Below are 25,143 nucleotides of genomic sequence, written 5' to 3'. Positions count from 1 at the left end.
CCTGACCCGGGCCGGGCGGCGTTGGGCGCGCTTTCGGGCGCCGGTCAGGCCAGAGTGAGGTCGAGACGGGAAAGGCGGCGCACCAGATGGCTCGGCGCCCGGCTCGGCGCGGGGTCTACGGCGCGGAAATCGCGGGTCCGGCGCAACAGCATGCCGATCGCCGCGCGGGCTTCCCTACGGGCCGGCGCCGCACCGACGCAGAAGTGGATGCCGCGGCCGAAGGCGAGATGCCCGCGGCGGCGCTCGAGCAGGGTCTGCGAGTCACTGTCGGGTAGCCCCAGCAATCGGGCCACCACCGCCATCGGCAACCGGTGCGCCACCGCCGCGACCCAGTCGATATCGCTGCCGTGGACACCGTCACACCACGCCCTGTCCAGCGTCGTTTCGATGAACGGTTCCAGCTCGCGGATCCGGGCAGCGGTCAGCGCCGGCAGTGACCGTCGCGTTGCGCGAGATCCGCACCGAGCCGGTCACCATGGCCTTCCTCTCCTCCCGGCACGGACCCCGCTCGGTCGCGACCTTCGCCGAATCCCCCCGCGCTCATCCGCATCGCTTCCGACCTCACCGGCACCGGCCACGACAACCCCCTCGCCGCCACCCGGCCACCGGGTCGACAGAGCGCGGCCACGGCCGCGCTCAGGGCCGGCGGGCAGCGGAAGGCCCCGGCGGAGCTGCCGGCGCAGCACCCGACGGACTCACCGGCGCCGGCCTCGCTGCAGAACCCGGGATCTTCCCGGCCTGAGAACCGCGGGCGTCTGCCCTGAGAGCGTGCCGGGCAGGAATTTTCGCGGCGGCCCGACAGGTTGATCCGCTGAGGCCCACGGCGACAAGACGGCGCGGGAATCCCGCGGGCGGCCGGACACCTACAAACTCAGGGAACATGATGAAGTTCGCAGTCAGCTACAGCACCGCCCATTTCGGTGCGGATCCGGATCGCCTCGCCGCCTACGCGCGGCATGCCGAGGCCTGTGGATTCGAAGGGCTTTATCTGCCCGAACATCTGGTCCTGTATCCCGGGGCGACACTGCACAATTTCGAGGTACCGCCCGACCTGCCCTTCACCGACCCACTGGACACTCTCGCCTTCGTCGCCGCGGTCACCGACCGGCTGCTGCTCGGCACCGGGGTTCTACTGCTGCCCTATCGGCATCCGGTCGTACTGGCCAAGCAGCTGGCGACGATCGATGTGCTGTCGAAGGGGCGGATGCGGCTGCTGTCCGTCGGGCTGGGCACACTGCCGGCCGAGGCGGCCGCGGCCGGCGTCGATTTCCGCACACGCGGGCGACGGGCCGACGAGGCGATCGATGTGCTGCGGTTGCTGTGGTCCGGTGACGAGGAGGGGGTGAGCTATCACGGCGAATTCTTCGACTTCGAGAACCTGGTCCAGTTCCCCAAGCCGCACGAGGCCCGCACCTTGCCCGTGCACATCGGTGGTTCCAGCGCGGCCGCCGCACGCCGGGCCGGGCTGCGCGGCGACGGGTATTTCGCGGGTGGGGCGCTGCTCCCGGACGAGCGCGCGGCGCAGTGGGAACTGGCCCGGGCGACCGCGGCGGAGGCGGGACGCGATCCCGGACTGCTCGAGTACACGCGGTGGAGCGGGCTGGATATGACCGACGAGCGATTGGCCGCCTTCACGGCTCAAGGAGTGACCCGGGTGGTCGTGAGCGCTACGGCCGCCGATCCGGCCGAACAGCAGGACGAACTCTCCGAATTCGCCGAACGCTTCCTCGCCGGGGGTTCCTGACCGGCGCCGCTCGACCCGGTCCGCGCGGTTCAGACCGCGCGAACCAGGGCCTGGCGGCCACGGAGATCGGCCAGCAGGACCTCACCGCTGTGGAAGGCCTCGATATCCTCGCGGGCCTGTTCCGGCACCCCGGCCGCCCCGAGGGCGCAGCGTTTGCATGCCCGGGCCGCGGAACTGAGGGGGTGATGGGCGGACAGGACCCGGCACGCGAGTTCGGCGGGCAGCCCGTCGCCCCAGACCGCGAGTTCGACCAGCCCCTTGTCCAGACAGTCGATGGCACCTTTGCGGACCCATTCGTTCGAGACGAAGACGTCCGGCGCCAGCAGCACGCTCTCCGGCCAGGTGCCCTGCACGGGCGAGGCCATGGCGGTGGTGGGGTCCAGGACGGCGAGTTCGGTCCAGCCGAGCTCGACGTAGGTCTTCCACAGTCGGCCCGGATCCGCACCGGCGTCCACGCTCTCCCGGATCACCGCGGGTGGGCACTCCTTGGCGGTGACTTCCCGGACCGTATCGCGCAGCAGCCGTTGATCGGCATCGAACTCGAAGAGCATCCGGGCTGCCTCCTGTGGCGAGGTTGCGTTACATTCAGGAGAATAGGATTCTTTTGAGATGAAATTAATAGTGGCGTCAGTGGCGCGAACACGGAAGTGCCCGCCCGGACATGGGACGTTCTCCGGTACAGTGCACTCATGTTCTCCACAGATGGGATCGATGGGATCGGACGGGCCATCCGGTGACCAGCCCGCGCGAAGAACCCGCCTGGAAGCAGCGTGCCGTCGAGCGCTCGATCCGCACCGCGAAACTACGCGCGGAGCAGCGGGTCCAGCGCTTCCTCGATGCCGCCCAGGCGATCATCACCGAGAAGGGCACTACCGATTTCACGGTCCAGGAGGTCGTGGATCGGTCGAAACAGTCCCTGCGCAGCTTCTACCTGCAGTTCGACGGTAAGCACGAACTGCTGCTGGCCCTGTTCGAGGATGCCCTGAGCCGGACCGCCGAACAGATCCGCGCGGCCGCGGGGGGTAAGGACAACGCCCTGGAACGGCTGCAACTGGCCGTGGAACTCCTCTACGAACTGCGCCGCCCGGATCCGACCGCACAGCGCCCGCTGTTCACCGATTTCGCGCCACAGCTGCTGGTCAGCCATCCGGCCCAGGTGAAGGTCGCGCACACCCCGCTGCTGGCATTGTTCACCGAACTCATGATCGACGCCGACAAGGCCGGACTGCTCCGCAGCGAGGTCAACCCGCGCCGGATGGCGGCCATGGTGATGCAGACGGTCATGTTCACCGCACAGTCCAACGGCGGTATCGACGATGAGACCACGCATCCCATCTCCGCCGAGGAGATCTGGGAATTCTGCGCCCGTGGCTTCGCGCACGCCGACTGAGCGAGAATAACGTTCTCCAAATTAGATAAATAGGCTTGCACTCGCTGTATGCCCGACCTCTGGACCGACCTTCTCGCGTGCATGGATGTACGCCTGCGGCCGACCGCGCCGCAGACCGGCGACGACGACGCGCCCGCCGCCGACCCCCAGGCCACCCTCTCGGTGTTCGAGGGTCCCAATCAGCAACTCGAATACCACCGCTTGTTCGGCGGCCAGCTGCTGGCGCAGTTCCTGCGCGCGGCGGTTTTCGCCTGCCCCGGCAAGACCGTGAAATCCCCTGCACGTGATCTTCGCGCGCGAAGGTAAGAGCGATGCCCCGGTGTACTACGTGGTGCAACCGCAGCACCGCGGCCGCTCCTTCGCGACCCTCACCATCGTCGCGCGCCAGAAGGGCGATGTGATCGCCACCGCGCTGGTCTCCATGACCGCGATGGAGGACGGCCGGCAGAGCCAGGAGATCGCGGCGCCCTCGCCGCTGCCGGGACCCGAGCACCGGATCGAGATCGGACTCATCCCGTGGGAGACCCGCGCACTGACCGATCTGAGCGATGAATCGGTGGGCCGGCCGAATACGACCTGTGGTGCGTACCCCTGAGGTCGGGCCCGAACTCGCCCCCGGACGGGTGGCCTACGCGACCGACCTGAACGTGATCGGTACGGTGCTGCGCCAGCTCGACGGTTTCGAGCACAGCGGCAACGGCACCGGATTCACCTCGGACACGCTCTGGTTCCATCGGCCGTTCCGCAGCGACGATTGGCTGCTGCTGCGGCATCACGGCACGGTCCTGGCCCACGGGCGCGCCTACGGGCGCGGCGACGTCCTCACCACCGACGGCACCCTGGTGGCCTCCTTCGCGCAGGAAGCCCTGCTGCGTTTCCGTCCCTGACCGGCCCTCCGGCGACCCGGCGCCCCCACCACGGACGGAGAACCCGATGAACCCCAGTACCCTGGCCTCCCCCGTCACCCGTAACTCCGGCGGCCCGTACCGCGTGACCCAATGGGCCACCGGCACCATCGGCCGGCGCGCCCTGCGCGATCCAGCGGCGGCTCGAATCACTGGCCATCGAGGAATACGCCGACCTCTCCCGGCGGAACTCACCGGGCATCCTGTTCGACCTCATGGGATTCGGCAGCCCCCGGCCGATTTCGCCGCCGCCCGGCTCGACCATCTCCGCGACAGCTTCGGGCCGTCGCTGCGGTTGCTCGCCGACGGTATCGGCCTGCCCCTCGACGAGGTCACCGCGGCGGGGGAGGTCGCTACCGCGGGGCACACATTCGACATCGCCGCCGGCACCGTCGAGAAGGGCACGGTGGCGGCGCAGCGCATCGCGATCGCCGGCCGGCGCGCCGGGCACACCGTCGTATCCTTCCAGGCCGTCTGGCATTGCGGTGCCGACGCCGAAACCGGCTGGGGTATCCGCCCCACCGGCTGGCATCTGTCGGTGCGCAGGGACGCTCCGCTCGAGATCGATATGGTGTTTCCCTTCCCGCTCGCGGAGATGGCCGAACACTCCCCCTCCTATACCGCCAACCATGTCAACGCCGTCGCACCCGTCTGCGCGGCGCCACCGGGCATCCGCACGGTACTGGATCTGCCGGCGATCACCGCGAACCTGGGACGACCATGAACGACCACGAAGCACTGCGCGCGCTCAAAGCCCGCTATTTCCGCCTGATGGATACCAAGGAGTGGGCCGGTTTCCGCGCACTGTTCCGCGACGACGTGGTGATCGACCTTTCCGAGTCGGGTGGCGAGGTGATCACCGTGCCGACGAGTTCCTCACCTTCCTCACCGGCCGGATCGGCGACGCGCTGACGATCCATCACGGGCACTCCCCCGGGATCGATGTGCTGAGCGAGACCACGGCACAGGGTATTCGGGCGCTGGAGAATCGGCTGTCCTGGCCGGACGGTACGCGAGTGCACGGTTTCGGGCACTACCACGAGACCTACGCCGAGATCGACGGCACGTGGCGTATCCGGGCCCAGCGGCCGACCCGCCTGCACACGGACTACCGGCCCGCGGGCGCCTAGAACCGCGGACAGCAGGACGAATCCCTGGTCCGGAGGCGAGATCGGGGCCCCCGAACCGGGCCACCGCTGGTCGGATTCGCGCTCCGTGGATAACCGGGACACAGACCGGCCACGGCACGCCGTAACCAGATTTCCGCCTCCTCCGCTTTCCCTTGCTTGTTCAGGAGGCGCGCTATGGCATACAACGCATGATGGTTTCCACCGCTCACCGACCGCCGGAACCAGGCTTCGGCCTCCTCGATCGCGCCCCTCCCCTCCAACATGAGCGCGAGGTTGTACATCGCCGTGCCGTGACCGGCGGCGACGGCTCGACGAAACCACGTCTCGGCCGCGGAGGTCTCGCCCCTTTTCTCCAGCAGGACCGCAAGGTCGTTCATCGCCTCGGCGACGCCTGCCTCGGCCGCGCGGCGCGCACGGGTTTCGGCTTCGGCCGTATCGCCCCGATTTTCCAGTAGCACAGTGAGTACCCCCATCGCTGCGGTCTCGCCGGTATCGGCTGCTCGGCGAGGTTGCTCGTCGGTCATCGACCGGCTGTCGGCTCCGACACAGACCTATGGTGCCGGAGCACTACGACACACTTCACCCATCGAGGAAGACCGGTACTTCGAGCAACTGACACCTCCGAGGCATCGCCGCCACGGTGCGGCCGAGCACTGGGACCGGACACCGAGCTGTTCGACCTGTCCCTCACAGCTTCTGCGCAGATCACTCGGTGGCGACGCCGGTGGTGGACCGGTCTCCCGTATAGACCGGCCCCATCAGGTGGTCGACGGCGGTATAGGGGTCACATTCGCCCGCCCCGACCGAGTCGGCGAGGGCGCCGAGTGCGGGATGGACGCGTAGTCGGCTGTAGGCGAGTGACATGATCTGAGCCCGGGCCCGGGCGGCCCGGCGCTGCGCGGTATCGGCGCGATGGTGGGCATCGACGGCGTCAACCAGTTCGGGAATTCCGGTACCGTTCACCGCGACCGCCGCGATGGTGGTCGACTTCCCGGCGCCCGGCGGGCCGGTGAAACCCACCACCCGGATCTCCGCCGGTTCCAGCGACCGCAGCACCTCGTCGCGGGCCGGCCCTCGATCAGGCTGAGCAACCGGCCCGCGAATGCCGGGGTGCTGTGGCTGGGGCCCGTCGAGAGCACCCCGCTGAAGCGCTGGCAGCTGTGCCTGGATGTGCACCTCACCGGCGTCTTCCTGGTGACCCGCGAGGCGATCCCATACCTCCGGGCCCGCGGCGGAGGTTCACTCATCGCGGTCACCACCACCGGCGTGAACATGACGGACCGCGGGTCGAACGCCTACTGGGTGTCCACGGCCGCGGTCGAACGCCTCTATCTCGGCCTGGCCGCCGACCTGCGGCCGGACAATATCGCGGTGAACTGCCTGAGCCCGTCCCGGGTGGTCCTGACGGAGGGCTGGCAGGCCGCGGGTGGCGGCGATATCCCGGCCGACATGGTGGAACCGCCGGAAACGATGGGCCGGGCCGCGGCACTGCTCGCGGCGCAGGACGCTACCGGCATCACCGGGACGGTCCAACGCTAGGAAACCCTGCTCGCCACAGTGTGAACCCGGGCGCCGCGGCGAACTCGGCGGTAATACGTCAGATACGGCGGCCGGAGCCGCGACCCGAAGAACAGCAGCTCCCCGGTCACCGGGCAGACCTTGGGGTGTGCGGTCATCGGGGTCGCCAGCGCGCCGCCGAAAGTGAACGGCCCCAGAGTGCCCAGCTCAGGGGTGGGTTGGTAGGGAAAGCCGCCCTCTTCGAGGGCCCGCAGCCGACCGGCGTGCGCGAGCAGGTGGGTGTTGGCGGTGGTGACCCGGTAGTCCATCGTCGCGGTGGCGGGGCCGAAGGCCGACGGTGAAGGAACGCAGTCCGGCTGTCACTGCTGATCAATCGCCGGGCGGCCGATAGATGTCACGAGCGGCGTCGAACACCAAACCGGTGGTATCGATGAAATCGGCCAATCGGCGCTCCGGCGTCCGGACGGTCACGCCCTTGAACTCGGCATCCACCAGCACCCGTAGCCGGTCGATATCTGCCCAGTCGTCCTCGTCGTTCACTTTGACCCGGTCCACCTCACAGCAGCCCAAATGGATCACGAATCGCACCGTTGTTCCGGCCTGATGCAGCGCCTCGATGCGCACATAGTCGAAACGTCTGGAACGACTGGCGTCCGGGATCACATCGTAGACCGGCGGCAGTTCCTGGCCGCCGTACTCCTTGGGCCAGGACAGTCCGAACAATCCGGCCCGGTACAGCTCGGCATGCCATTCGCCCTGCCGGGCCCAGTATTCGTCGCCGGAGGTCGGGTAGGTGCCCGCCACTCCGGCGAGCCAGTCGCGCAGGCGTTCCCGGAACGCCGCCTCCTCCGGGTAATCACGAAAGTCCAAGGCCGGCCTCCTCCAGGCGTACGGGGAACAGTTCGGTGGACACCAGTGCCCGCCGCAGATACAGGTGGGCCAGGCATTCCCAGGTGTTGCCGATCCCGCCGTGCACCTGGATCGCGGTTTGGCAGACGGTCCGGGCGGCGCGGGCGGCATAGAGTTTGGCGATCCGCGCAGCCCGCAGGGCCGGCTCCGGTTCGAGTTCGTCGACCGCCCAGGCGGCATGCCACAGCACACTGATCGATCCCTCGAAGGAGGGCACGGTGACGATCTTCCTCAATCGCAAGAAGAAATCCGTCCCGCGCCGCGACGGCGAAACCCTCCTGGAGAGCGCCCGCCGCGCCGGACTGACGCCACCGTTCTCCTGCGAATCCGGTAACTGCGCGACCTGCATGGCCAAACTCACCGAGGGTAAGGCGACCATGCGGGTCAACGACGCCCTCACCGACGATGACCTGCCTGGAAGAGGGTTACATCCTGACCTGCCAGGCCAGCCCGGGTACCCCCTCGGTGGCCGTCCGCTACGAGTAGCCGATTCGGCGCCGGGTTCCCACGCCGGATACCGCCCGATCTGCGCGGTCGCGGCCGGAGTGCCTACCTTCCGACCGCGCCGACCACCGGGGATACCCGCGGGCCGCAGGTCTGGGCTTACCCCTGATCGTCCAGGACCTCGCGCAACCTGTCCGCGAATTCCTCGGGCTGCCCCGCGTACCCGAATTCCTCGTCGAGGAAGCCACCGTGATGGCTCGGGAACACGGTCACCCGCTGACCGAGTAATTCGGCGGTGGCCACCGCGGTGCGGCCGGTGAACGTATCCCCGGTCTCCACTCCCACCGCGATGACGACGCGGGTCGGTGCGGCGGCCACTACGCCGGGGTCGGGCCGATAGCCGGTGACCGCCCGTGAACGATCCGACAGCAGCGGGTTGTCCCGAGAGCCGTCGTCCTCGGTCGGCATCCCGAACACGGCAGGGTCGGCCGCCGGTTGCGCGAAGTACTCGTCGGTGAACTCGCCCTGCCAGGAAGTCATCGCGAGGAAGGCCGCCATCCCGGCACCGAAGCCCTTTGCCTCGTATGCGTCACGTACAGCCGCACGGGCACGTTCGGCGGCCGCGGCATCGGGCAGCACCGGGATCAGCGGCGGCTCGTGCGCCACCAGGGTGATGACGTCGCCGGGGTGGGCCACTACGAGCGCGAGCGCGGTCACCGCACCGCCGCTGCTGGCGAACATCTCGACCGGACCGGCACCGAGTGCCTCGACAACGGCATGAACGTCCTCCGCTTGTACCTCCGGCACGTGGTCGACGCGACCGTCCTTGCGGATGCTGCGGCCGATGCCCCGCGGATCGTAGGTGACGACGGTGCGGTCGGGAAACTGCGCAGCGAGCGCCCGGAAGCCGGCCGCCTCCATGGGCTGGCCCATCATGAACAGTGGCGGCCGTCCCCCAGCGGTGGGCAGCGGACCGTGCACGTCGTAGACGATATCGGCACCGGCGGTTGCTCCCCGAAGGACACCGGCTGTCGGCACTGCGACGGGCGGTGAAAACCGGCCTCGACGACGAACTCACCCTCCTACTGGCGGTCGGCACCGACACACCCGGGGACGTGCAGGTGATACCTCATGGAGAACCTCTGGTCGAGGTTCCGGCACTCGTCAGCGGCGAGTCTCCTGCCGATCTGGACTTCACGGACCTGGTGGAGAAAGTCGACCCTCATGCGCTGCCGGGTGTGCAGCAGAAGGCCAGTACATCCATGATCAGCACGCCCCTCGCGGCCGGTTTCGGACGGTTCATCCTGAAACTCTCGCAGGACGGGTTCCCGCATCTGGTGGAGAACGAGGCGCTCCACCTCGAGGCGGCGCGGTTGCTCGAGGTTCCCGTCGCCGCCGCGCAGTTGATCACCGACCGGGAAGGCACGTCCGGATTGCTGGTGCGACGATTCGACCGTGTCGAGCAGGGCGGCGAATGGACTCGGCTGGCGTTCGAAGACGCCACACAATTAATGGGAATCCCGCCTGCGGGAAAGTACACAGTGGACGCGGTCGAGGTCGTCCGGGCACTCGCCGCCGTGGTGCACGCACCGCGCGTCGCCGTACGGAACCTGTACCTGCAATTCTTGTTCGCCTGGCTCACCGGAAACGGGGATCTACACGCCAAGAACCTCGGCGTGCTCGAAGCTCCGGACAGACGATGGGCACTCGCACCGATATACGACATCCCCGGCACACTGATCTATGACGATGATTCGATGGCACTGCCGATAGGCGGCCGAACCCGCAAACTCACAGCACGCGACTGGATCGGCTTCGCCGCCGAGATCGGCCTACCCGACCGTGGCGCAGCCTCCGCACGCGCCGTCGCACTGCGTGCTGCGGAGGCCGTCGACTACGGCCGGCTTCCTTTCACCGGCTCCCCGGTCCGAAAAGTGGAACGCGAACTCGGGTTCCGCCGCAGCGAGTTGCAACGGCTGTGACTTCGATCGCGGCCGCTGCAGGCTTTCAAGCGAAACCGCGGAACACACCGTCCGGATCGGCGGCGTCGGCGAAGTCCTGGAAGTCCATATTGGCGATGGACAGATTGTTCTCGATGCCCCACATCTCGGACGGGAGGATTCGGACCGTCCGGCCGCGTTCGTGACCGGTCTCCTCCGGGCCGGTGTCGACGGCGAGGATCGGATGTTCGGGGTGGGTGAGGGTGACGGAGTCGGCCAGGAAGACATAGTAGGTCGGCCGATCGCCGATCTCGTCGAGTAGTGCGTCGATCGACAAGCCGTCGTTCTCCGGATTATCGATGCAGGTCAGCGTGGCGACGAATTCGGCATCATCGCCCGCGCCGGGGGCCATCGCCAATGCGGCCACGACCCGCCACGCGTCGTCGTCACCGAAGTCGGTCCGGATGAACAGCGACACGTCGTCTTCGAGGTGGTCGTCCAGTCTGCGTCCCGTGCCGAGCGCTTCGGTGAGTTCCGCACCGGCCCGCGCGGCCGCATCGGCCGAGATGTCCTCGCGGTCCTGTCCGGCACCGTCCGGCGAAACGATAGAGGCGATGATCCGTTGGCAGTCGAGCGGGGACAGTGGGATGTCGCTGCGGATCTCGAACGTCCAGGGACCGAACGTTTCTCGGTGTGCTACCGGCGTATGCCTCACCGAGGGTTCCGGCTCGGGTTCGCCGGTATCGGTATGCCACTGGCGCAGGGTGAACGACATTCGGCGATGGTAGAGCACCGGGCCGACACCCGGCGTGCGCTCCTGGAGTACCAGCGTTCCCCTTCCGATACTGCGCGGGCACGGCATCCCTGCGGTGTACGGGCCGTAGCAGACGGTGTGCGGAATGTCTGTAGATCGGTCCCCGGACAGGACATCTTATTGACAGTCCAATCAGACTGTGAAAGCGTGCTCGGCACCGACGCCGCCCAGATTGGAATACCGAGATGACCTTCGCCGGTAATACGGTCGACTACGCAGTACGCGACCATCGCGCCTACCTCACCCTGAACCGCCCGGAGCGGCTGAACGCGATCACCGGCGAGATGGCCCAGGAGATCGGCGCGGCCGTCGCCGCGGCGAATGCCGACGATTCCGTGCGTGTCATCGTGATCCAGGGCGCCGGGCGCGCCTTCTGCGCGGGCTACGATCTGAAGCTCTACGCCGAAGGCGGCGAAGAACATCAGGGTGCGGTCTGGGATCCGATCAAGGACTTCCGGATGATGAAAGCCAATACCGACCACTTCTTCTCGCTCTGGCGCTCGGCCAAGCCGACCGTCGCCAAAGTGCACGGTTACGCGGTGGCGGGCGGCAGCGATATCGCCCTGTCCTGCGATTTGGTCGTGATGGCCGAGGATGCCCGGATCGGTTACATGCCGGCCCGGGTATGGGGCTGCCCCACAACCGCGATGTGGGTGTATCGCCTCGGCGCCGAACGCGCCAAACGGATGCTGCTCACCGGTGACACCATCGACGGGGTCCGGGCCCGGGAGTGGGGGCTGGTCATCGATGCGGTACCGGCGGCCGAACTCGACACCGCGGTCGAAGACCTCGTCGACCGGATGGCCGGGGTCCCGACCAATCAGCTGGTCATGCAGAAGATGATGATCAACCAGGCATACGACAACATGGGCCTGCAAGCCACCCAGAACCTCGCCGTCCTCTTCGACGGCATCACGCGCCACTCTCCCGAAGGCCGCTGGTTCGTCGACTTCGCCCAGCAACACGGCTTCGATGCCGCGGTCCGGTGGCGCGATACCGGTCGTTTCATCCCCGACGGCGGCGGCGATATCCCGTCCGACGACGAAATCGCCCGGATGAAACGCGAACTCGACGAGAAAGCGGCCGCCACGGCGGAGCGCGGCCGATGACCGCGCTCACCCGATCCGTATGGCCGATCGACATCAGCAGTCCCGTGCTGGAGCTCACCGTGGGCGGACTGCTCCAGCAGGCGGCCGCCGAGGCACCGGAACGGCTCGCGCTCGTCTCGGTCGCGCCCGATCGCAACGACCGCACCTGGACTTACGCACAGTTGCTCGACGATGCCGAACGTGCGGCAGCCTGGTTGCTCGACCGTTTCCGGCCGGGTGAACATATAGCGGTATGGGCGCCGAATGTCCCCGAATGGCTCGTACTCCAGTACGGCGCCGCCCTCGGCGGCCTGGTGCTCGTCACGACCAACCCCGCTCTGCGCGGACCCGAACTCGAATACGCGCTCGACAGGTCACGCGCGGCCGGTGTCTTCCACACCGGCAGCTTCCGCGGCACCGATATGACCGTGCAGATCCACACCGTGCTGCCCGCTGTGCCCGCGGTCCGGGAATCGATTGCCTTCGAAGGCTGGCTCGACGAGGTGCGCCGCACCGAGAAGCGGGCGCGGTTACCGGTTGTCGATCCGCGGTCGGCCACCCAGATCCAATTCACCTCCGGCACCACCGGCCGGGCGAAGCCGGCGGTACTCGCGCACCGGTCGATGGTGACCAATGCGGCGTTTGTCCGTGACCGCTGCGGCGCTTCTCCGGGAGCGACATTCGCCACCGCGCTGCCGCTGTTCCACACCGCGGGCTGCGGTCTGGCCGCACTGGGTTCGATGTACCAGCGGGCCACGCTCGTTCTCGCCGAGATCTTCGATCCCACAACCATGCTGACGGCGATCCAGGATCATCACGCCGAGATCTACGGTGGCGTGCCCGCGATGCTGCACGCCTTACTCGCGCATCCCGGACTCGCCGATTTCGACCTCGGTGCGCTGCGGGTCGTCATGTCCGGGGGCGATGCCGTCCCGCCTGCCCTGGTCGACGCCTGGGCGACACTCTGCGGCGCCGCGACCAGCGCGGTCTACGGTCAGACCGAACTCGGGCCGATCGTATGCCAGACGAGTCCGGCCGACAGCCACGAGGACAGCCGGTTCACGGCGGGCCGGCCCCTTCCTGGAGTGGAGGTGTCCATCGTCGATCCCGGCACGGGTGCGGTGCAGCCCATCGGGGTCGAGGGCGAGATCTGCGCCCGCGGGTACCAGCAGATGATCGGATACCTCGATATGCCCGCCGAGACCACTCAGACGATCGATGCCGAGGGCCGGCTGCACACCGGCGATCTCGGGACGATGGACGCCCGCGGATACCTCCGGGTCACCGGACGGCTCAAGGATATGATCATCCGCGGCGGGGAGAATATCTATCCACGCGAGATCGAACAAGCTCTGGTTGCGCACCCCGCGATCACCGACGCGGCTGTGCTCGGCCTGCCCGACGAGATCTGGGGCGAAAGTGTGGCCGCCGTGGTCCGGCCGGACCCGGCAGCGCCGGCCCCCACGCCTGCGGAGTTGCACGATTATCTGCGGGAACGACTCGCCCCGCACAAGACTCCCAAAGCCTGGTACGTCGCCGAGAGCTTTCCCGTCAATGCGATGGGCAAACTCCAGAAATTCCGGCTTCGCGACCAGATCGCCGACGGCCGGCTGGAAACATTGTGAACCGGAAGCCGGTGCGTGCCGAGGACGGTGGAGGTTCGGAGCGGCCGCCTTCCGCACCACCGGCGGCGCGCGCGGCGATGCCGACCCGTAGGGAGCAGCATGCGAGAACCCATGAGGCGCTGCTCGACGCCACGATCCGATGTCTGGTGGAGCACGGCTACGCCGGGACGACCACGCAACGGATCCAGGAGAAGGCCGGCGTATCGCGGGGCGCGCTGCTCCATCATTTCCCCTCGAAATCGGAACTACTGGTCGCCGCGATCCACCACATCGCCGATATACGCCTGCGGTACCTCGGTGAAGTCGCCGCCGATCTCGGCAACGGCCCCGAGGCCCTGGCACAGCTGGTGCGGGCGATCCGGTCGGCGATGACGGGACCGCCCTTTCAGGCCGCCCTCGAGCTGTGGGCCGCCTCCCGCACCGATACGCAACTGCGCGCGGCTCTACTCCCGGCGGAGAGACGGCTGGGGTCCGCACTCCGAGCGATTTTCCGGCAGCATGCGGGCATTGCCGATCCCGAAGCGGCCGGCACCGCCTTCGAATCGCTCATGGCACTCGTGCGCGGACTCGAATCGACCCGGCTCATGCGCGCGGATCCGGCCGTGGCCGACCGGATCATCGACGACTGGCTGCTCAGCGTGGACCGGCTGCGCGACAGGTGACGGCTATACCGGCCACAGCGGGGGTGACGGGGGAAAGACGACGGGTAACGCGGTCAACGCGCGATGGAACGCCCCCGTACGCCAGGTCAGCTCGGCAGCCGGCACCGCCAGCCTGATCTCGGGTAGGCCGTCGAGCAACTGGTCGATGGCATCCTGCGCGATCAGGTAGGCCAGCGAACTCGCCGGACAGACGTGCGGCCCGCCACCGAAGGCCAGGTGCGCGCGGTTGCCCGCATGCTGGTTCGACCCGATCGCCGGATCGGTGTTACAGGCGGCCATACTGATGACGACGGGCTGATGGGCAGGCAACCAGACATCGTCGATGAGGATCGGCTGTTTCGGGAACGTGAAACAGAAATTCGCCATCGGCGGATCGTTGAACAGCACCTCGTCCAGAGCGTCCCGGGTGGACAGGCTTCCGTCGAGCGCCCGGCCCCCGAACTGCTCGTCGGTGAGTATCAGCCGCAGCGCATTGACGATCAGATTCTGCAGCGGTTCGATACCGGCCCCGTAGAGCGTGGCCACCTGATTCATGATCTCGGGCTCGGTCAATGCGCTCGAATGCCGCATCATCCGTGTCGTCACATCATCACCGGGTTCGGCGCGCTTGAGTTCGACCAGATCCGCCAGCGATTTCATCAGCATCTGGGCGCCCTCCTCCGCGCCGACGCCCTCGAACATCGCCGCCATGCCCGCCGCGGCCCGCTGCGCGATCTCGGTGGGACAGCCCAGCATCGCGTTCAGCACCGCGAAGGTGAGCGGAAACGCATACTGCCGGATCAGATCAGCGGATCCGTCGCCGCAGAAGGAGTTGATCAATGGAACAGCGATCCGCTCCACGGTCGCGTGCAGACCGAACGGGTCGACCTCGGCCAGTCCCGCGACGATGGCCTGCCGATAACGCGCGTGTGCGCGGCCATCGTTACGCCGTGCGTTCGGCCGCCACTGCATGAGCGGCAGTACCGGGCAATCCGCCGGAATATCGCGCTGCCACATACGCGGATCGGCCGGGAAATGGTCCGGATCACCGAAGATACGCAGTGCGGTGTAATAGCCGATTACCAGCGTCGCCGGCACCCCGGGAGCCACCTCCACCGGAACCAGCGACCCGTACTGTTCCCGCATCGCGCGATAGGTGCTGTGCGGATCGACCGCGAACTCCCGTACATACAGCGGGATCCGTGGGCCGTCGATACCGGTCGGTGAGCTGCCCGGAGACCGGGGCGATAGCTGATCGGAATTCGTCACCGGACGAATCCTAGGCACCATACCGGTGCGATATCGGCGAACAGACGCAGTCGTTCCCGGCGGCCGAAGCCGCAATCGCCGGCCACGGTGTGCACCCACGGCGGCACGCCGCGTCCGCGCCTGTCACCGTATGGCGGCGGGCAGGGCGCCGGCGCGGTCATACAAGCCGCTCACCATTCACGGTCGCTGCCGGTGGTGTCGACGATCATCGCGCGGCGCCGAAGAACAGCCCGCTACCGCACGCCTCCCGGCCGGATACGAAGAACCCGATGCCGGTGGCCTGCGTCTCGGTGCCCGCTTCCTCGACAAGTGTCCAAGCCGATTCAGGACGTATCCCCGGGTGAGGTGCTGGGCGACCCCGATATAGCCCTCGGCTGCACAACACGCCCTACCCCGATCGGCCGGAACTTGCCGGAAGAGATGACCGCTCTCCCCGATACGCGCCGGCCGCGCCGAACCAGCGCGGCAGGTGCTCGAGCAGATCCTGCTGCTCGTCGCCGACCCATGCCACGTGGCCGTCGGGACGGAGCAGTACGGCAGGTACGTCGAGCTCCTCGCTGCTGTCGACTACGTGATCGATCCGATCAGCCCACCCGGTGACCGAGAGCCGCCCGGTCCGGTCGAGCAGCAGGCCGCGCCCCGCGTGCATCAACTCGTAGAGGCGGCCGCGCTGCAACCGCACGTCACGCAGGCGGCGGCCGAGCAGATCGTGCCCCTCGCCGAAGTCGTACCGGATGCCGATCGCGACGATCTTCTCGATCAGGTAGCGGTTCACCTCCTCGAAGTCCATCAATTCCGACAACAGCCGGCGCACCGCCTGCGGACCGGGCTCGGTGGACATCAACTCCGACTGGGCACGGGTGTTGTCGAGCACGTCGGCGGCCACGGGCCGCCGTTCGCTCTCATAGCTGTCCAGCAATCCCGCCGGGGCCCAGCCATTGATCTCGGCGGCCAGTTTCCAGCCGAGGTTGAACGCGTCCTGGATGCCGAGATTGAGCCCTTGGCCGCCCATCGGCGGATGGACGTGCGCCGCATCGCCTGCCAGCAGCACCCGCCCGACTCGGTACCGCTCGGCCAACCGGGTGGCATCGCCGAAACGGGACAGCCACCGCGGCGAATGCACACCGAAATCGGTGCCGGCGAACCCCCGCAGCTGTTGCGCGAACTCTTCGAGTGTCGGTGCAACCGAACGGTCCTCGACCACTTCGGCCGCGGGTACGACGACGCGATACACCCCGTCGCCGAGCGGACCCAAACCGAAACGCAATTGCGTCTTACGAATCTCGGCGACAGTGGTGGTGATCGTGGCCGGGTCCTCGGTCACCTCCATTTCGCCCACCAGCGTGTCGTTGTAGGACGGTTCACCCAGGAAGTCGACGCCGAGCAGTTTGCGCACCGTACTGCGGCCACCGTCGCAGCCCACGAGGTACCGCGCGCGCATTCGCGTACCGTCTGCCAGTTCGACGTCCACCCCTTGCTCGTCCTGACTCAGCCCGACCACCTCGCTGCTCCGCCGGAGCTCCGCCCCGAGCTCGGCGGCGTGCTCGGCCAGGAGGGGCTCTATGACGGTCTGCGGAATACCGAGAACGTAGGCATGCGCACTGTCCAGCCCTTCCGGCGCGGGCTTGGCGATACCGGCGAAGAAGCCCCCGAGCGGGTGCTTGCGGCCGCGCTCGAGAAACCGTTCCAGCAGACCACGCTGATCCATCACCTCGATACTGCGCACATGCAGCCCCAGCGAACGGACGAACGCGGGCGGCTGTACCTCCTTCTCCAGTACGAGCACACGCACCCCGTGCAGGCGCAGCTCCCCGGCCAGCATCGAGCCGGTCGGTCCACCACCGGCAATGATCACATCGAACACAAGCCACCCATCCGCTGAGAGTTTGCAGTTCCGCCAGTCCCTCGCGCGGTCCATGCACACCACACGAGCCTTTCGCAGGTCCTGGTCTTCGGTCGGCTATTCTGCGCCATGCCCCGGGTCTTGCCGCAAGTCCCCCTATGCGATATATGTTGAAAGGGGCCCGAGATCTGTTCAGCAGCTCAGCTTTGAAGCGGTCGAAGAGGCTTTCTCTTGTCGGAGCAGTTTTCCCGTTCCTCGAGGTGCTATACGCCGACAACTCGACCTAGTTCAAGCAGGGCCCCGGATCCGCCGAAAATACAGGATGAGGAGCGCCTGTAATACCAGCCGTGCGCAATCTGCGAACGGCTGGCCAACGACCCTGAGTGCCGCTGGGCATCACGGTGAGCGGGTCACACCGACCGACCTGCGGAAGACCCTAGTGCGATGTTTCCATGAGTCGTTTCAGGGTCCGCAGGATTCGCTCGAAGTCGCTTACCGAGCGTTGGCTGAACTCTGGATCCTCTCGCTCGAGCAGATCGACGGCCTGCGCTTCGACCGCGAATCCGTGACGAGCCTTCTCTTCCATCACCCGACTCGGCACAAGCACCCAGTTTCGGTGAGAGGTATCGAACAACCAATCGACCTTGCGGTCCTCAGCTTCGACTATGGAGCGTAGCGTGTCCCTGAATTCTTCCGGGCGAGGCTCGGAAAACCGCCAGACCACGAGCGGCGGTCTCGCCGTGCCGTCGTCGTTTATCCCCCCTGCATGGCGATACCACTCCATATTTCCGAAGTTCTTCAGAAGCGTGATCAAATCGCGCGAGCTCATTTATCCCACCACCTTTACCGTAGCCCCCGGATTATCACCCATGATCGTCCTTCGCCATTGTTCGATCGGAATCGGAGTTGGACTGTGCCGCGGGTCGTAGACGTACTTTCCGTCCGAGTAGACCTCATGATATTCGAATTCTTCCGGTACGCCGAACTCCTCGACGGTCAGATCCTTCCCGGCCGCCGGGTCGACTCTCAGCACCTCCCCTACGCCACCCGCGACATCCTTCAGGTGTTCGGCTATCTCGGAACAGTCCTCGCCCGGGTGGATACCGGCCGAAAGCTTCCTAGCCATTTCGTCGGTGACATCCTTGTTCGGGATCACCTCCGAGCCGGGTTCGACTCCTGCACCCGAAATATCATTGACGTACACCTTCATAGCGATTATGGCGCTCAGCTTGACCGCGATGTCGGTCATGGAGGGAACCTTGTCGAAAGCCGTAAGGGCAACAGCAGCACCTGCCGTCGCGGCGGCCAAACCGACCACTCTGTAGAGCCTGCTGGCTTGATACGCGGATCGAATCGCAATGATCGTCTCCCCGACGACCACACCAACTGTGCTGCCGGCTGCGACTAGGCTGCCACCGAAACTGATGGCCGCGAGTGCCAGTCCGGCCACCACGGCGATACCGATAGCGGCAACAGCCTCGTTGATCGAGGCCTCGAAGCTACTACGGGCATCGATCGTGCCGGTGTGGAAGTCGCCGACTGCCATTGACAGCCCCTGTGAGGCCGAGGCAAGTTCCGTCGCACCGGTGCTCAGCGTGTCGAGATGACCGAGAACCAAGCCTAAGTTCTTCTTGTCCTGGATCGAGTCGAACAGACTACGGATTTCGCCGATCTTTCCCGCCGAACCGATGACGGTGGGATTTTCAGCGAAAGTCCGCCAAACGGTAGCCGCTTTTTCGAGTTTCTGCTTATCGCCGTTGGGAAGCTTACCGAACTCGTCACCGACCTTCGCGACGAATTGATCATAGAAGGCACCTACACCGCCATCGTGCTTGTCCACACCAATACCGTTGTCGGCAACGGATGTCGGTATCGTGACCCGATGCTCGGCCATCGCCAATACGTGGGGAGTTGGGGGCGAAGGGATACTCCGATTCGCGATGCCGTAGTTGTATCCCACTGCCGACAGAACATAGCCGAAACTCGTGAGAGCATCGGCCAGATTCGTGCAGCCCTGCATCGTCTGCCTGGCTACCTCGTCATATTTCTCCCCCCACTGGCGACATCCGTTCGCATCTCCTGCCATCCCGACGCACTCGTTCTTCACCGCATTGTGCACCGGCTTATCGGCGACACGGAGTTCGCCGGCAAGATCATGACATTTCTGGGCAGCTTCGTAGTAGATCTCCCAGTCGAGCTTCAGCACTCAACCCCCCGACAGCATTCTGAAATTTATATCTATCGCCTCTGAGTATCGAGTGTGCGCATCACGGGCGGCCTCACTCATCTCTCGAACGCCGTCAGCAAATTCCCTCGCTCCAGTGGTCCACTGGCTATGAGCGACGACGTAAGCTTGGGCGGTGAGACCTTCCCAACCGGTCCCCGCCAGGCTCGCCGCATGGTCATCGATTTCATCGAGACGCTCGACGATGAATCCGGATAAATTCGACAGGCGAGCCACAAGATCGTCGAGACGATCGAGGTCGACGCTGAACTGAGAACTCATGCTAGTCCAAACTCCAAGCAGAGAGATCCGAGGCGGCGGCTCTATGCCGTTCCAGTGAACCGCAGGTCGTGGTCGTAACGGCGAGTTCCTCAGCCCCGCCGCACCTTGCGAACGACCTCGGCACAGGCCCTGCAACGCCGGGCACGACTTCGAACGGCGATTTCATAGGTTCAAGCTCGGGAATTGTTGTGATGTTGCTGTGTCGGTGGCCTCGTATGTGTCCGACTGGACGCCAAGTAGCTGGGCGCGCAATGTCGGCAGCCACGCCATGCTCACGATCACCCGCGGGAACAGGCGGAACGGGTTGGCATCCAGGCCGTGACTGCGCCGCACCTGCGCCATCAGCTCCCGGTTGACGATCACGAACTCGAGCCCGAACTTCTCCCGCATTTCGTCCTGCCACTTCAGGCACAGGCTAGGCGGGCAGACGATGATCACCGATCGCGCGCGGTGCCGCAGCAGCAGTTCTTGCAGGACCAAACCGGCTTCGATGGTCTTGCCGAGGCCGACATCGTCGGCGAGCAGTAGATTCGTCCGCGCCGACTGCAACGCGCGGCGCAGCGGCTCCAACTGGTAGGCCTCGATATTCGCACCACTGCGGAACGGTGCCTGATAGGCGTTCGGATCGGCCGAGGTCACCGCGCCCCAGCGGACAGCATCGACAAAAGCCGCAAGCGTGTTCGGATCATCGAACCCGTCCGGGCCGATCGTCGTGGGCAACCCCTGGTCGGGCTCCCGAGTGTGGCCGACCTCGAGCTCCCACACCACGGCCAGCTCCTCGCCCAGGCGGTCCTCTTCGAAGGACTGCAAGGTGACCACATGAGTGAGTCCCGGTGTACCCTCGTCCGCCGGGCTGCGCGGTAAGCCCTGCACACGGACATCCGCGACCGCCCATCGGGAGCCGCGCACGTTGACGAGCTGACCGGGTTCCGGCACCGCTGGTACAGCGGTTGTCCTGGCCGGATCAGCGGTGGACCGCTGATCGGATGTGATCGTCATGGTCTTCGACCTTCCCCACTACACGTGCACGCTCAATAATTCGGTGGTGCAGACAGCGGAGGTCGCGAGATGAAGAGCCAATGCGACAGCCGCCCCGGAGGCCATCATGCTCGCATCTTGCGATTATCGCAAGTGTCGTAGGCTAGGCTCCGTGACGAGCATCGCAGATCGAGTGCGCGACGTTATCCGGGCATCCGGTCTGAGTCAGCGTGATTTCGGCGCGCGCGTCGGTCTCGACGAGACCAAGCTCTCCAAATCGCTCAAAGGCACCCGCCGCTTCTCCTCGGTAGACCTCGCCCGCATCGCCGAACTGTCCGGTAAAACCGTCGATTGGTTCGTGACCGGTGCAGAACCGCACCTCGCCGTCGCCGCGCGTACCACCGATGGCAACGCTACCGATGTACTGCGCATTGCCAGGCACTACAGCGGGATGCGGTCCGATATGGCGGTCCTCGGCTTTCCGCAACCATGGCAACCGGTGCCCGTGGACCTCGAGAGCGGGACATACCGGAGCCAAGGACAGCGATTGGCCGCGGAAGCCTCTGCCCGGATTCCGGTCGAAGAAGCCGCCCGGTGGGGGCCCGGATTTCTGGATGCCGTCGAATCGGCGTTCGGGATCGACATCTGTATCGCCGAGATAGGCTCGGGTCGCGAATTCGACGGGCTGGCGATGTCGGCGGACGGGGTGAAGCTGATCGTGCTGACCACCGGCGCGGTGCCGGCCCGGCAGCGCTTCACCCTTGCCCATGAGCTGGGCCATCTACTCGCCGGTGACGATCAAGGCCTCCATCTCGACGAGAACATCTTCGACCCCGCACAGCGGCGCGACCCCACCGAACAGCGGGCGAACGCCTTCGCGGCGGCCTTCCTCATGCCAGAAGCGACCCTGCGCCGGGCGGTCGATGCGAGCGGGTTCGGCACAGCGGGCTTCGCGGCGCTGGTGTGCGACCTCGTCGTCTCCCCCGCCGCGCTGGCTTACCGGATGCTCGACCTACGGCTCATCGATTCCGGACTGTGCGACGAATACCGCAGCCTTACTGCCGCCAAGGCCGCAGCTCTCGCAGGACGCAGTCCGGACTACAGCAGACAGGTCATTGCCGCGCGAACCCCTCGTCCACCAGGATTACTGGTGCGCGATACATACGCGGCCTATGAACAGGGCAAATCCACCCTGCGCCCTTACGCCAGCCTCGCGGGATTGGATGAGGACGGGCTGCGCGCCGCGCTGGAATCGGTTTCGGGGGAGTACGAGATTTCGTGAGTGCCTACCTGTTTCCGGACGCAGGCGTGTTGCACCGCTTCGCCATATCCAGCCGCCTGGACACCCTGAAGTCGTTCCTGGACGGGCGCGGGCGGTGGACGGCCGCGACCGCTTTCGAGGCCGCAAGGATGTGCGGCGGAGGTGCGGCCCTGGCAGCGATCGAGTCGGCAGGCTGGATGCAGGATCCGATCGAAATATCCGATCCCGAGGAGATCCAGCGGGTTCAGCTGCTGCGACGCACGGTGTTCGGCGGTGTGCCCGACGACCCACTGTCCCGGCTCGGCGAAGCCGAGACCTGGCACGTGTTGAGCGAGTGGACGGCATTCGCGGACGGCATCCTGGTCACCGATGATCCGATACTGCTGCAGTATGCCCAGCGATGCCGAATCCGCGCGCGCCGAGTTTCGCCGTCGCTCTCGCTCCGCGAAGCTACTTGATGAGGCAGGCCGAGTGCCGACGGCCGGCACACCGCCGCGCCCACCGAGCTCCACGGCTGAGCCCTGCTGAACGTTGACGATCGCGGGCGGTGTCCCAGCCGTACAGCTATGACCAGCCGGGCAGGAACTGGCCTTTGACGCGGGCCGGTCAGTTCACGGACTGCGCCTGCGCCTTCCCCCACATCACCAATGCCCAGCTCAGGCAAACGAACGCCGCCGTGCTCGTCACTGCGCGCACGATATTCCAGGCCACCCAGCGCGATTCGGCGAATGCCTCCCGTACCGCTGCCGGATCGGCCAGGTCGGCGGGCGCGCCCGCGGCCTTCAACGCGTCGTTGAGCGGCAGGTGCACGGCGAAGGTGATCACTACCGCCACCAGGTAGAGCACTGCCGCGGCCGCCGCCCAGAACAGCACCGACCGGCTGTCGCCGCCGAAGCTCAGCAGCGCTGCCGCGATCGACAGGATCAGAGCACCCAGGAAGGTGGCCAGGAACAGCGGATTGATGATCGCGCGGTCGATCGCCTGGTATGCGCCGATGAAGGTGCGGTCGTCGGTCGTCCGCAGGCCGGGCATGATCGCCACCGCGTAGATGCCGAACACTCCCGCCATCAGGCCGGTGGCCACGGTGGCCATGATCAGTACGACGGTCCGGAGTCCGTCCATCTCTTCTCACCTCGTTCGAGTAGTCCCGATTCCTGTTCGAGACCCGCGGAGGCAGCCCTGAACAGGGCAACGGTACCGGCGGCCACCGACACCCACCAGTACTGAAAACGAGGGCCCCCACCTGGCTACTCCATCTCCGCTCCGCAGCCAGGAGCTTGATCTTCGTCAGTGAACTACCGGAAGCGATGCCTCGCGCCCTGGCCTACCCCAACTCCGAACTGTCGACCGTGTGGACAGATGTGTTTGTCTGTCACCCGTGATGTCGAAGTCGGTCCGCGCCGGTATCCATGCTCTCGCCTGGGCCGCGACGCTGGCAGGAGCCGCCGGGGTCGGGTTGCACTTCAACCGCTCGTCGGCGCAACCGCTGGTCTTGGGTGCTTCCATTGCGCCGTACCTGATGGTTTCCGCACCGGTCGCCCTGGCGGTGTGGGCGGCCGTGCGGCAGTGGCGCGGCGCGGCGGTGGCGGCTCTCGTTGCCACCGCCGCGGCATGGACCCAGGTTCCGCTGTATCTAGACCACCCGGGTAGCGGCGACGGACCCGAGTTGACGGTGATGCAGGCCAATCTCCTGTTCGACGGAGCCGATCCCCGGGCCCTCATCCAGCAGGTGCGGGACCGGAAGGTCGGTCTACTCACCGTCAACGAACTCACGCCGGCGGCGGTCGAGGATCTCGGCCGGGCCGGCATCGACCAGGTATTGCCGTACCGGTACCTCTCACCGGGCCGGACCGCGGCCGGCACAGGGATCTGGAGCGCCTACCCACTGTCGGAAACCGTCGAATACGACGGCTTCGTCCTGAACCAGCTCGCGGCGACAGCGACCATCCCCGGCGTCGGGCCAGTCACGGTGTACGCGTTCCATCCGGTGCCACCGGTCTACGGCACACAGGTCTGGGCCGACGAGTTGTCCCGGCTGCGCGACATTCTCGACCGATCACCGACCGACCGGCCGGTGATCGCCGGCGGCGACTTCAACGCGACCCACGACCACTCGCAATTCCGCGCGCTGATATCGGGCCGTTTCCACGACGCGGCCGAACAAGCGGGCGCCGGACATCTCGTCACCTACCCGACCGACAAATGGTGGCCGCCGGTGGTCGGTATCGACCACATCGTTCTCGCGGACGCTTACTCGGTCGCGGTGGAAACCGTCGGACTACCCGGCGCGGACCATCGCGCCCTGGTCGCACGCGTCCGTCTGCCGGGTGTCCCCTGACAAGCCCCCCAACAGAGACCCGGTGGCGGCGCGACGGTGCAACCTGGAACACGGCAAACCGTACTGACGGCCGCGCCCACCCCACCAATGCTGGAAATGATGGCTGCCACATTCTCCGGCTGCGGGCGCGCAGGCCATACGATTCGGGCATGTCCTCGCCCCGGATCGAGAAGCCCGGCCTCCCGAGTACATGACCTGGTCGGAACTGGAGCGACTGCCCGGGGAACTGGCGGATCAAATCGAGCTGTGGAACAGGCGCGTCGTGTGGGTGCGTCCTGGGCCACGCGAACACCAGAAGTTCACTCGACGACTGGTCAACGAGATCGAGCGCTGCGCGCGTAAGTGCACGTCCCCAGCGCTGCTGGGAGGTCGAGTCCGAAACCCACGTGTTCCTGGGGACCACCGGGAATCGGACTTCCTGACGCCGGACTTCCTCGTCGGTGAGGTGCTGTCGCCATCCAATACCCAATCGGATATCGAGGCCAAGAAGAGCCGATACGCCGCCGCGGGAATCCTCTGGCACTGGGAGGTGACTTTGCGACCGGATATCAGCGCCATCGCGACGATCCGGGCCTATGGCCTGGAAACCGGGGTCGCCACGTTGCCCGAGGGTGTGCGCCCACTGCACCGTTCCGATTATCGCCTGGTGGGCGAATGGATGCACACCGACCCGATAGGGGTGTCGTTCGGGTATCCGTCCCGATCGATATCGGGTGGTCCGCTCTCGCGTTCTGAACAAGACTGCCCAGCGGGCAGCCGGGGTGGGTGGCATCGTGGCGGTTCCCGCCGGTCAGCGTCGC

The 25,143-nt window shown here is 66.5% G+C and carries 31 protein-coding genes and 3 pseudogenes; 18 read left to right on the top strand and 16 right to left on the bottom strand.

What is annotated here, in order from left to right:
• Positions 1 to 44: 44 nt before the first annotated feature.
• On the bottom strand, positions 45 to 320 hold the full coding sequence (locus ACLML9_RS16475) for a hypothetical protein (protein WP_411946349.1): 276 nt from the start codon (positions 318 to 320) through the stop codon (positions 45 to 47).
• Positions 321 to 883: 563 nt separating this feature from the next.
• Here ACLML9_RS16475 and ACLML9_RS16470 point away from each other — a divergent pair.
• Positions 884 to 1,744, top strand: a complete 861-nt coding sequence (locus ACLML9_RS16470) for a TIGR03619 family F420-dependent LLM class oxidoreductase (RefSeq protein WP_411946353.1) — start codon at positions 884 to 886, stop codon at positions 1,742 to 1,744.
• 29 nt (positions 1,745 to 1,773) lie between these two features.
• Here the strand turns inward: ACLML9_RS16470 and ACLML9_RS16465 are convergent, their stop codons facing one another.
• Positions 1,774 to 2,295 (bottom strand): hypothetical protein, encoded by a 522-nt coding sequence (locus ACLML9_RS16465; protein ID WP_411946348.1) that lies wholly within the window; start codon positions 2,293 to 2,295, stop codon positions 1,774 to 1,776.
• A gap of 182 nt (positions 2,296 to 2,477) precedes the next feature.
• Here ACLML9_RS16465 and ACLML9_RS16460 point away from each other — a divergent pair, with 182 nt between their 5' ends.
• Genes ACLML9_RS16460 through ACLML9_RS16430 form a run of 7 tightly spaced genes read left to right on the top strand, consistent with a single transcriptional unit; the run spans position 2,478 to position 5,169 of the window.
• Positions 2,478 to 3,134, top strand: coding sequence for a TetR/AcrR family transcriptional regulator (locus ACLML9_RS16460; RefSeq protein WP_411946347.1), 657 nt, complete (start codon positions 2,478 to 2,480; stop codon positions 3,132 to 3,134).
• Positions 3,135 to 3,182: 48 nt separating this feature from the next.
• Positions 3,183 to 3,440, top strand: coding sequence for a hypothetical protein (locus ACLML9_RS16455; RefSeq protein ID WP_411946346.1), 258 nt, complete (start codon positions 3,183 to 3,185; stop codon positions 3,438 to 3,440).
• A complete protein-coding gene (locus ACLML9_RS16450; RefSeq protein ID WP_411946345.1) occupies positions 3,418 to 3,729 on the top strand; it encodes an acyl-CoA thioesterase domain-containing protein in 312 nt (103 codons plus the stop codon). Before ACLML9_RS16455 ends, ACLML9_RS16450 begins: the two co-directional genes overlap by 23 nt.
• The gene (locus ACLML9_RS16445; protein WP_411946344.1) at positions 3,713 to 4,021 is read left to right on the top strand and encodes a hypothetical protein; all 309 of its coding nucleotides are present in this window, start codon (positions 3,713 to 3,715) and stop codon (positions 4,019 to 4,021) included. The genes ACLML9_RS16450 and ACLML9_RS16445 overlap by 17 nt, the downstream gene beginning before the upstream one ends.
• A gap of 46 nt (positions 4,022 to 4,067) precedes the next feature.
• Complete coding sequence (locus ACLML9_RS16440) at positions 4,068 to 4,763, top strand: hypothetical protein (RefSeq protein ID WP_411946343.1); 696 nt, start codon at positions 4,068 to 4,070, stop codon at positions 4,761 to 4,763.
• Complete coding sequence (locus ACLML9_RS16435) at positions 4,760 to 4,951, top strand: nuclear transport factor 2 family protein (protein ID WP_411946342.1); 192 nt, start codon at positions 4,760 to 4,762, stop codon at positions 4,949 to 4,951. The genes ACLML9_RS16440 and ACLML9_RS16435 overlap by 4 nt, the downstream gene beginning before the upstream one ends.
• Positions 4,936 to 5,169, top strand: coding sequence for a nuclear transport factor 2 family protein (locus tag ACLML9_RS16430; RefSeq protein ID WP_411946352.1), 234 nt, complete (start codon positions 4,936 to 4,938; stop codon positions 5,167 to 5,169). The genes ACLML9_RS16435 and ACLML9_RS16430 overlap by 16 nt, the downstream gene beginning before the upstream one ends.
• Here the strand turns inward: ACLML9_RS16430 and ACLML9_RS16425 are convergent.
• Entirely contained in the window at positions 5,166 to 5,525 is a 360-nt protein-coding gene (locus tag ACLML9_RS16425; RefSeq protein WP_411946351.1) for a tetratricopeptide repeat protein, read from the bottom strand. The genes ACLML9_RS16430 and ACLML9_RS16425 overlap by 4 nt on opposite strands.
• On the opposite strand from ACLML9_RS16425, the gene ACLML9_RS16420 reads away from it, so the two are divergent.
• Positions 5,460 to 5,624, top strand: a complete 165-nt coding sequence (locus ACLML9_RS16420) for a hypothetical protein (protein ID WP_411946354.1) — start codon at positions 5,460 to 5,462, stop codon at positions 5,622 to 5,624. The two genes, ACLML9_RS16425 and ACLML9_RS16420, sit on opposite strands and share 66 nt — an antisense overlap.
• Before the next feature lie 250 nt (positions 5,625 to 5,874).
• Here the strand turns inward: ACLML9_RS16420 and ACLML9_RS16415 are convergent, their stop codons facing one another.
• Positions 5,875 to 6,033 (bottom strand): hypothetical protein, encoded by a 159-nt coding sequence (locus ACLML9_RS16415; RefSeq protein WP_411946341.1) that lies wholly within the window; start codon positions 6,031 to 6,033, stop codon positions 5,875 to 5,877.
• 48 nt (positions 6,034 to 6,081) lie between these two features.
• Here ACLML9_RS16415 and ACLML9_RS16410 point away from each other — a divergent pair, with 48 nt between their 5' ends.
• Positions 6,082 to 6,708, top strand: coding sequence for an SDR family oxidoreductase (locus ACLML9_RS16410; RefSeq protein ID WP_411946340.1), 627 nt, complete (start codon positions 6,082 to 6,084; stop codon positions 6,706 to 6,708).
• On the opposite strand, the gene ACLML9_RS16405 is transcribed toward ACLML9_RS16410, so the two are convergent.
• The 3 genes and pseudogenes from ACLML9_RS16405 to ACLML9_RS16395 all read right to left on the bottom strand — a co-directional run.
• Positions 6,705 to 6,995, bottom strand: a complete 291-nt coding sequence (locus ACLML9_RS16405; protein ID WP_411946339.1) for a carotenoid oxygenase family protein — start codon at positions 6,993 to 6,995, stop codon at positions 6,705 to 6,707. The two genes, ACLML9_RS16410 and ACLML9_RS16405, sit on opposite strands and share 4 nt — an antisense overlap.
• A gap of 328 nt (positions 6,996 to 7,323) precedes the next feature.
• Positions 7,324 to 7,557 (bottom strand): annotated as a pseudogene (locus ACLML9_RS16400) (acyl-CoA dehydrogenase family protein); the annotation flags it as partial.
• Positions 7,544 to 7,801 (bottom strand): annotated as a pseudogene (locus tag ACLML9_RS16395) (acyl-CoA dehydrogenase family protein); the annotation flags it as partial. The pseudogenes ACLML9_RS16395 and ACLML9_RS16400, both read right to left, overlap by 14 nt.
• On the opposite strand from ACLML9_RS16395, the pseudogene ACLML9_RS16390 reads away from it, so the two are divergent.
• Positions 7,788 to 8,082 (top strand): annotated as a pseudogene (locus ACLML9_RS16390) (2Fe-2S iron-sulfur cluster-binding protein). The pseudogenes ACLML9_RS16395 and ACLML9_RS16390 overlap by 14 nt on opposite strands.
• Before the next feature lie 117 nt (positions 8,083 to 8,199).
• Here ACLML9_RS16390 and ACLML9_RS16385 read toward each other — a convergent pair.
• Positions 8,200 to 9,021, bottom strand: a complete 822-nt coding sequence (locus ACLML9_RS16385; protein ID WP_411946338.1) for an alpha/beta fold hydrolase — start codon at positions 9,019 to 9,021, stop codon at positions 8,200 to 8,202.
• A gap of 26 nt (positions 9,022 to 9,047) precedes the next feature.
• Here ACLML9_RS16385 and ACLML9_RS16380 point away from each other — a divergent pair, with 26 nt between their 5' ends.
• Positions 9,048 to 10,022: a type II toxin-antitoxin system HipA family toxin gene (locus tag ACLML9_RS16380; protein WP_411946337.1), complete on the top strand. Its 975-nt coding sequence runs from the start codon at positions 9,048 to 9,050 to the stop codon at positions 10,020 to 10,022.
• Between the two features lie 25 nt (positions 10,023 to 10,047).
• On the opposite strand, the gene ACLML9_RS16375 is transcribed toward ACLML9_RS16380, so the two are convergent.
• Positions 10,048 to 10,755, bottom strand: coding sequence for a DUF6924 domain-containing protein (locus tag ACLML9_RS16375; RefSeq protein ID WP_411946336.1), 708 nt, complete (start codon positions 10,753 to 10,755; stop codon positions 10,048 to 10,050).
• Between the two features lie 224 nt (positions 10,756 to 10,979).
• Here ACLML9_RS16375 and ACLML9_RS16370 point away from each other — a divergent pair, with 224 nt between their 5' ends.
• The 3 genes from ACLML9_RS16370 (at position 10,980) to ACLML9_RS16360 (ending at position 14,169) form a co-directional block, all read left to right on the top strand.
• A complete protein-coding gene (locus ACLML9_RS16370; protein ID WP_411946335.1) occupies positions 10,980 to 11,903 on the top strand; it encodes a crotonase/enoyl-CoA hydratase family protein in 924 nt (307 codons plus the stop codon).
• Positions 11,900 to 13,507 (top strand): class I adenylate-forming enzyme family protein, encoded by a 1,608-nt coding sequence (locus ACLML9_RS16365; RefSeq protein ID WP_411946334.1) that lies wholly within the window; start codon positions 11,900 to 11,902, stop codon positions 13,505 to 13,507. The genes ACLML9_RS16370 and ACLML9_RS16365 overlap by 4 nt, the downstream gene beginning before the upstream one ends.
• Before the next feature lie 77 nt (positions 13,508 to 13,584).
• Complete coding sequence (locus ACLML9_RS16360) at positions 13,585 to 14,169, top strand: TetR/AcrR family transcriptional regulator (protein WP_411946333.1); 585 nt, start codon at positions 13,585 to 13,587, stop codon at positions 14,167 to 14,169.
• Between the two features lie 3 nt (positions 14,170 to 14,172).
• Here the strand turns inward: ACLML9_RS16360 and ACLML9_RS16355 are convergent, their stop codons facing one another.
• From ACLML9_RS16355 to ACLML9_RS16330, 6 genes are all read right to left on the bottom strand, one after another.
• Positions 14,173 to 15,417: a cytochrome P450 gene (locus tag ACLML9_RS16355; RefSeq protein ID WP_411946332.1), complete on the bottom strand. Its 1,245-nt coding sequence runs from the start codon at positions 15,415 to 15,417 to the stop codon at positions 14,173 to 14,175.
• A 388-nt stretch (positions 15,418 to 15,805) separates the two neighbouring features.
• Positions 15,806 to 17,281 (bottom strand): rifampin monooxygenase, encoded by a 1,476-nt coding sequence (gene rox / locus ACLML9_RS16350; RefSeq protein ID WP_411946331.1) that lies wholly within the window; start codon positions 17,279 to 17,281, stop codon positions 15,806 to 15,808.
• Positions 17,282 to 17,696: 415 nt separating this feature from the next.
• Positions 17,697 to 18,089, bottom strand: a complete 393-nt coding sequence (locus tag ACLML9_RS16345) for a hypothetical protein (RefSeq protein WP_411946330.1) — start codon at positions 18,087 to 18,089, stop codon at positions 17,697 to 17,699.
• Positions 18,090 to 19,466: a hypothetical protein gene (locus tag ACLML9_RS16340; RefSeq protein WP_411946329.1), complete on the bottom strand. Its 1,377-nt coding sequence runs from the start codon at positions 19,464 to 19,466 to the stop codon at positions 18,090 to 18,092.
• On the bottom strand, positions 19,467 to 19,766 hold the full coding sequence (locus ACLML9_RS16335) for a WXG100 family type VII secretion target (protein WP_411946328.1): 300 nt from the start codon (positions 19,764 to 19,766) through the stop codon (positions 19,467 to 19,469).
• A gap of 162 nt (positions 19,767 to 19,928) precedes the next feature.
• Positions 19,929 to 20,765 (bottom strand): SNF2-related protein, encoded by an 837-nt coding sequence (locus ACLML9_RS16330; protein ID WP_411946327.1) that lies wholly within the window; start codon positions 20,763 to 20,765, stop codon positions 19,929 to 19,931.
• Between the two features lie 151 nt (positions 20,766 to 20,916).
• Between ACLML9_RS16330 and ACLML9_RS16325 the strand changes: the two genes are divergently transcribed.
• Positions 20,917 to 22,026, top strand: a complete 1,110-nt coding sequence (locus ACLML9_RS16325; protein WP_411946326.1) for a helix-turn-helix domain-containing protein — start codon at positions 20,917 to 20,919, stop codon at positions 22,024 to 22,026.
• Complete coding sequence (locus tag ACLML9_RS16320; protein WP_411946325.1) at positions 22,023 to 22,463, top strand: hypothetical protein; 441 nt, start codon at positions 22,023 to 22,025, stop codon at positions 22,461 to 22,463. The genes ACLML9_RS16325 and ACLML9_RS16320 overlap by 4 nt, the downstream gene beginning before the upstream one ends.
• Positions 22,464 to 22,611: 148 nt before the next feature.
• Here ACLML9_RS16320 and ACLML9_RS16315 read toward each other — a convergent pair whose 3' ends face one another.
• A complete protein-coding gene (locus ACLML9_RS16315) occupies positions 22,612 to 23,127 on the bottom strand; it encodes a DUF1772 domain-containing protein (RefSeq protein ID WP_411946324.1) in 516 nt (171 codons plus the stop codon).
• Between the two features lie 259 nt (positions 23,128 to 23,386).
• On the opposite strand from ACLML9_RS16315, the gene ACLML9_RS16310 reads away from it, so the two are divergent.
• A complete protein-coding gene (locus ACLML9_RS16310) occupies positions 23,387 to 24,343 on the top strand; it encodes an endonuclease/exonuclease/phosphatase family protein (RefSeq protein WP_411946350.1) in 957 nt (318 codons plus the stop codon).
• Positions 24,344 to 25,143: the final 800 nt, after the last annotated feature.

It is taken from the genome of Nocardia sp. NPDC002869, assembly GCF_046764065.1.
In the GTDB taxonomy this organism is placed as follows: Bacteria; Actinomycetota; Actinomycetes; order Mycobacteriales; family Mycobacteriaceae; genus Nocardia; species Nocardia rhamnosiphila.
This window is presented reverse-complemented; position numbering and strand designations above follow the sequence as displayed.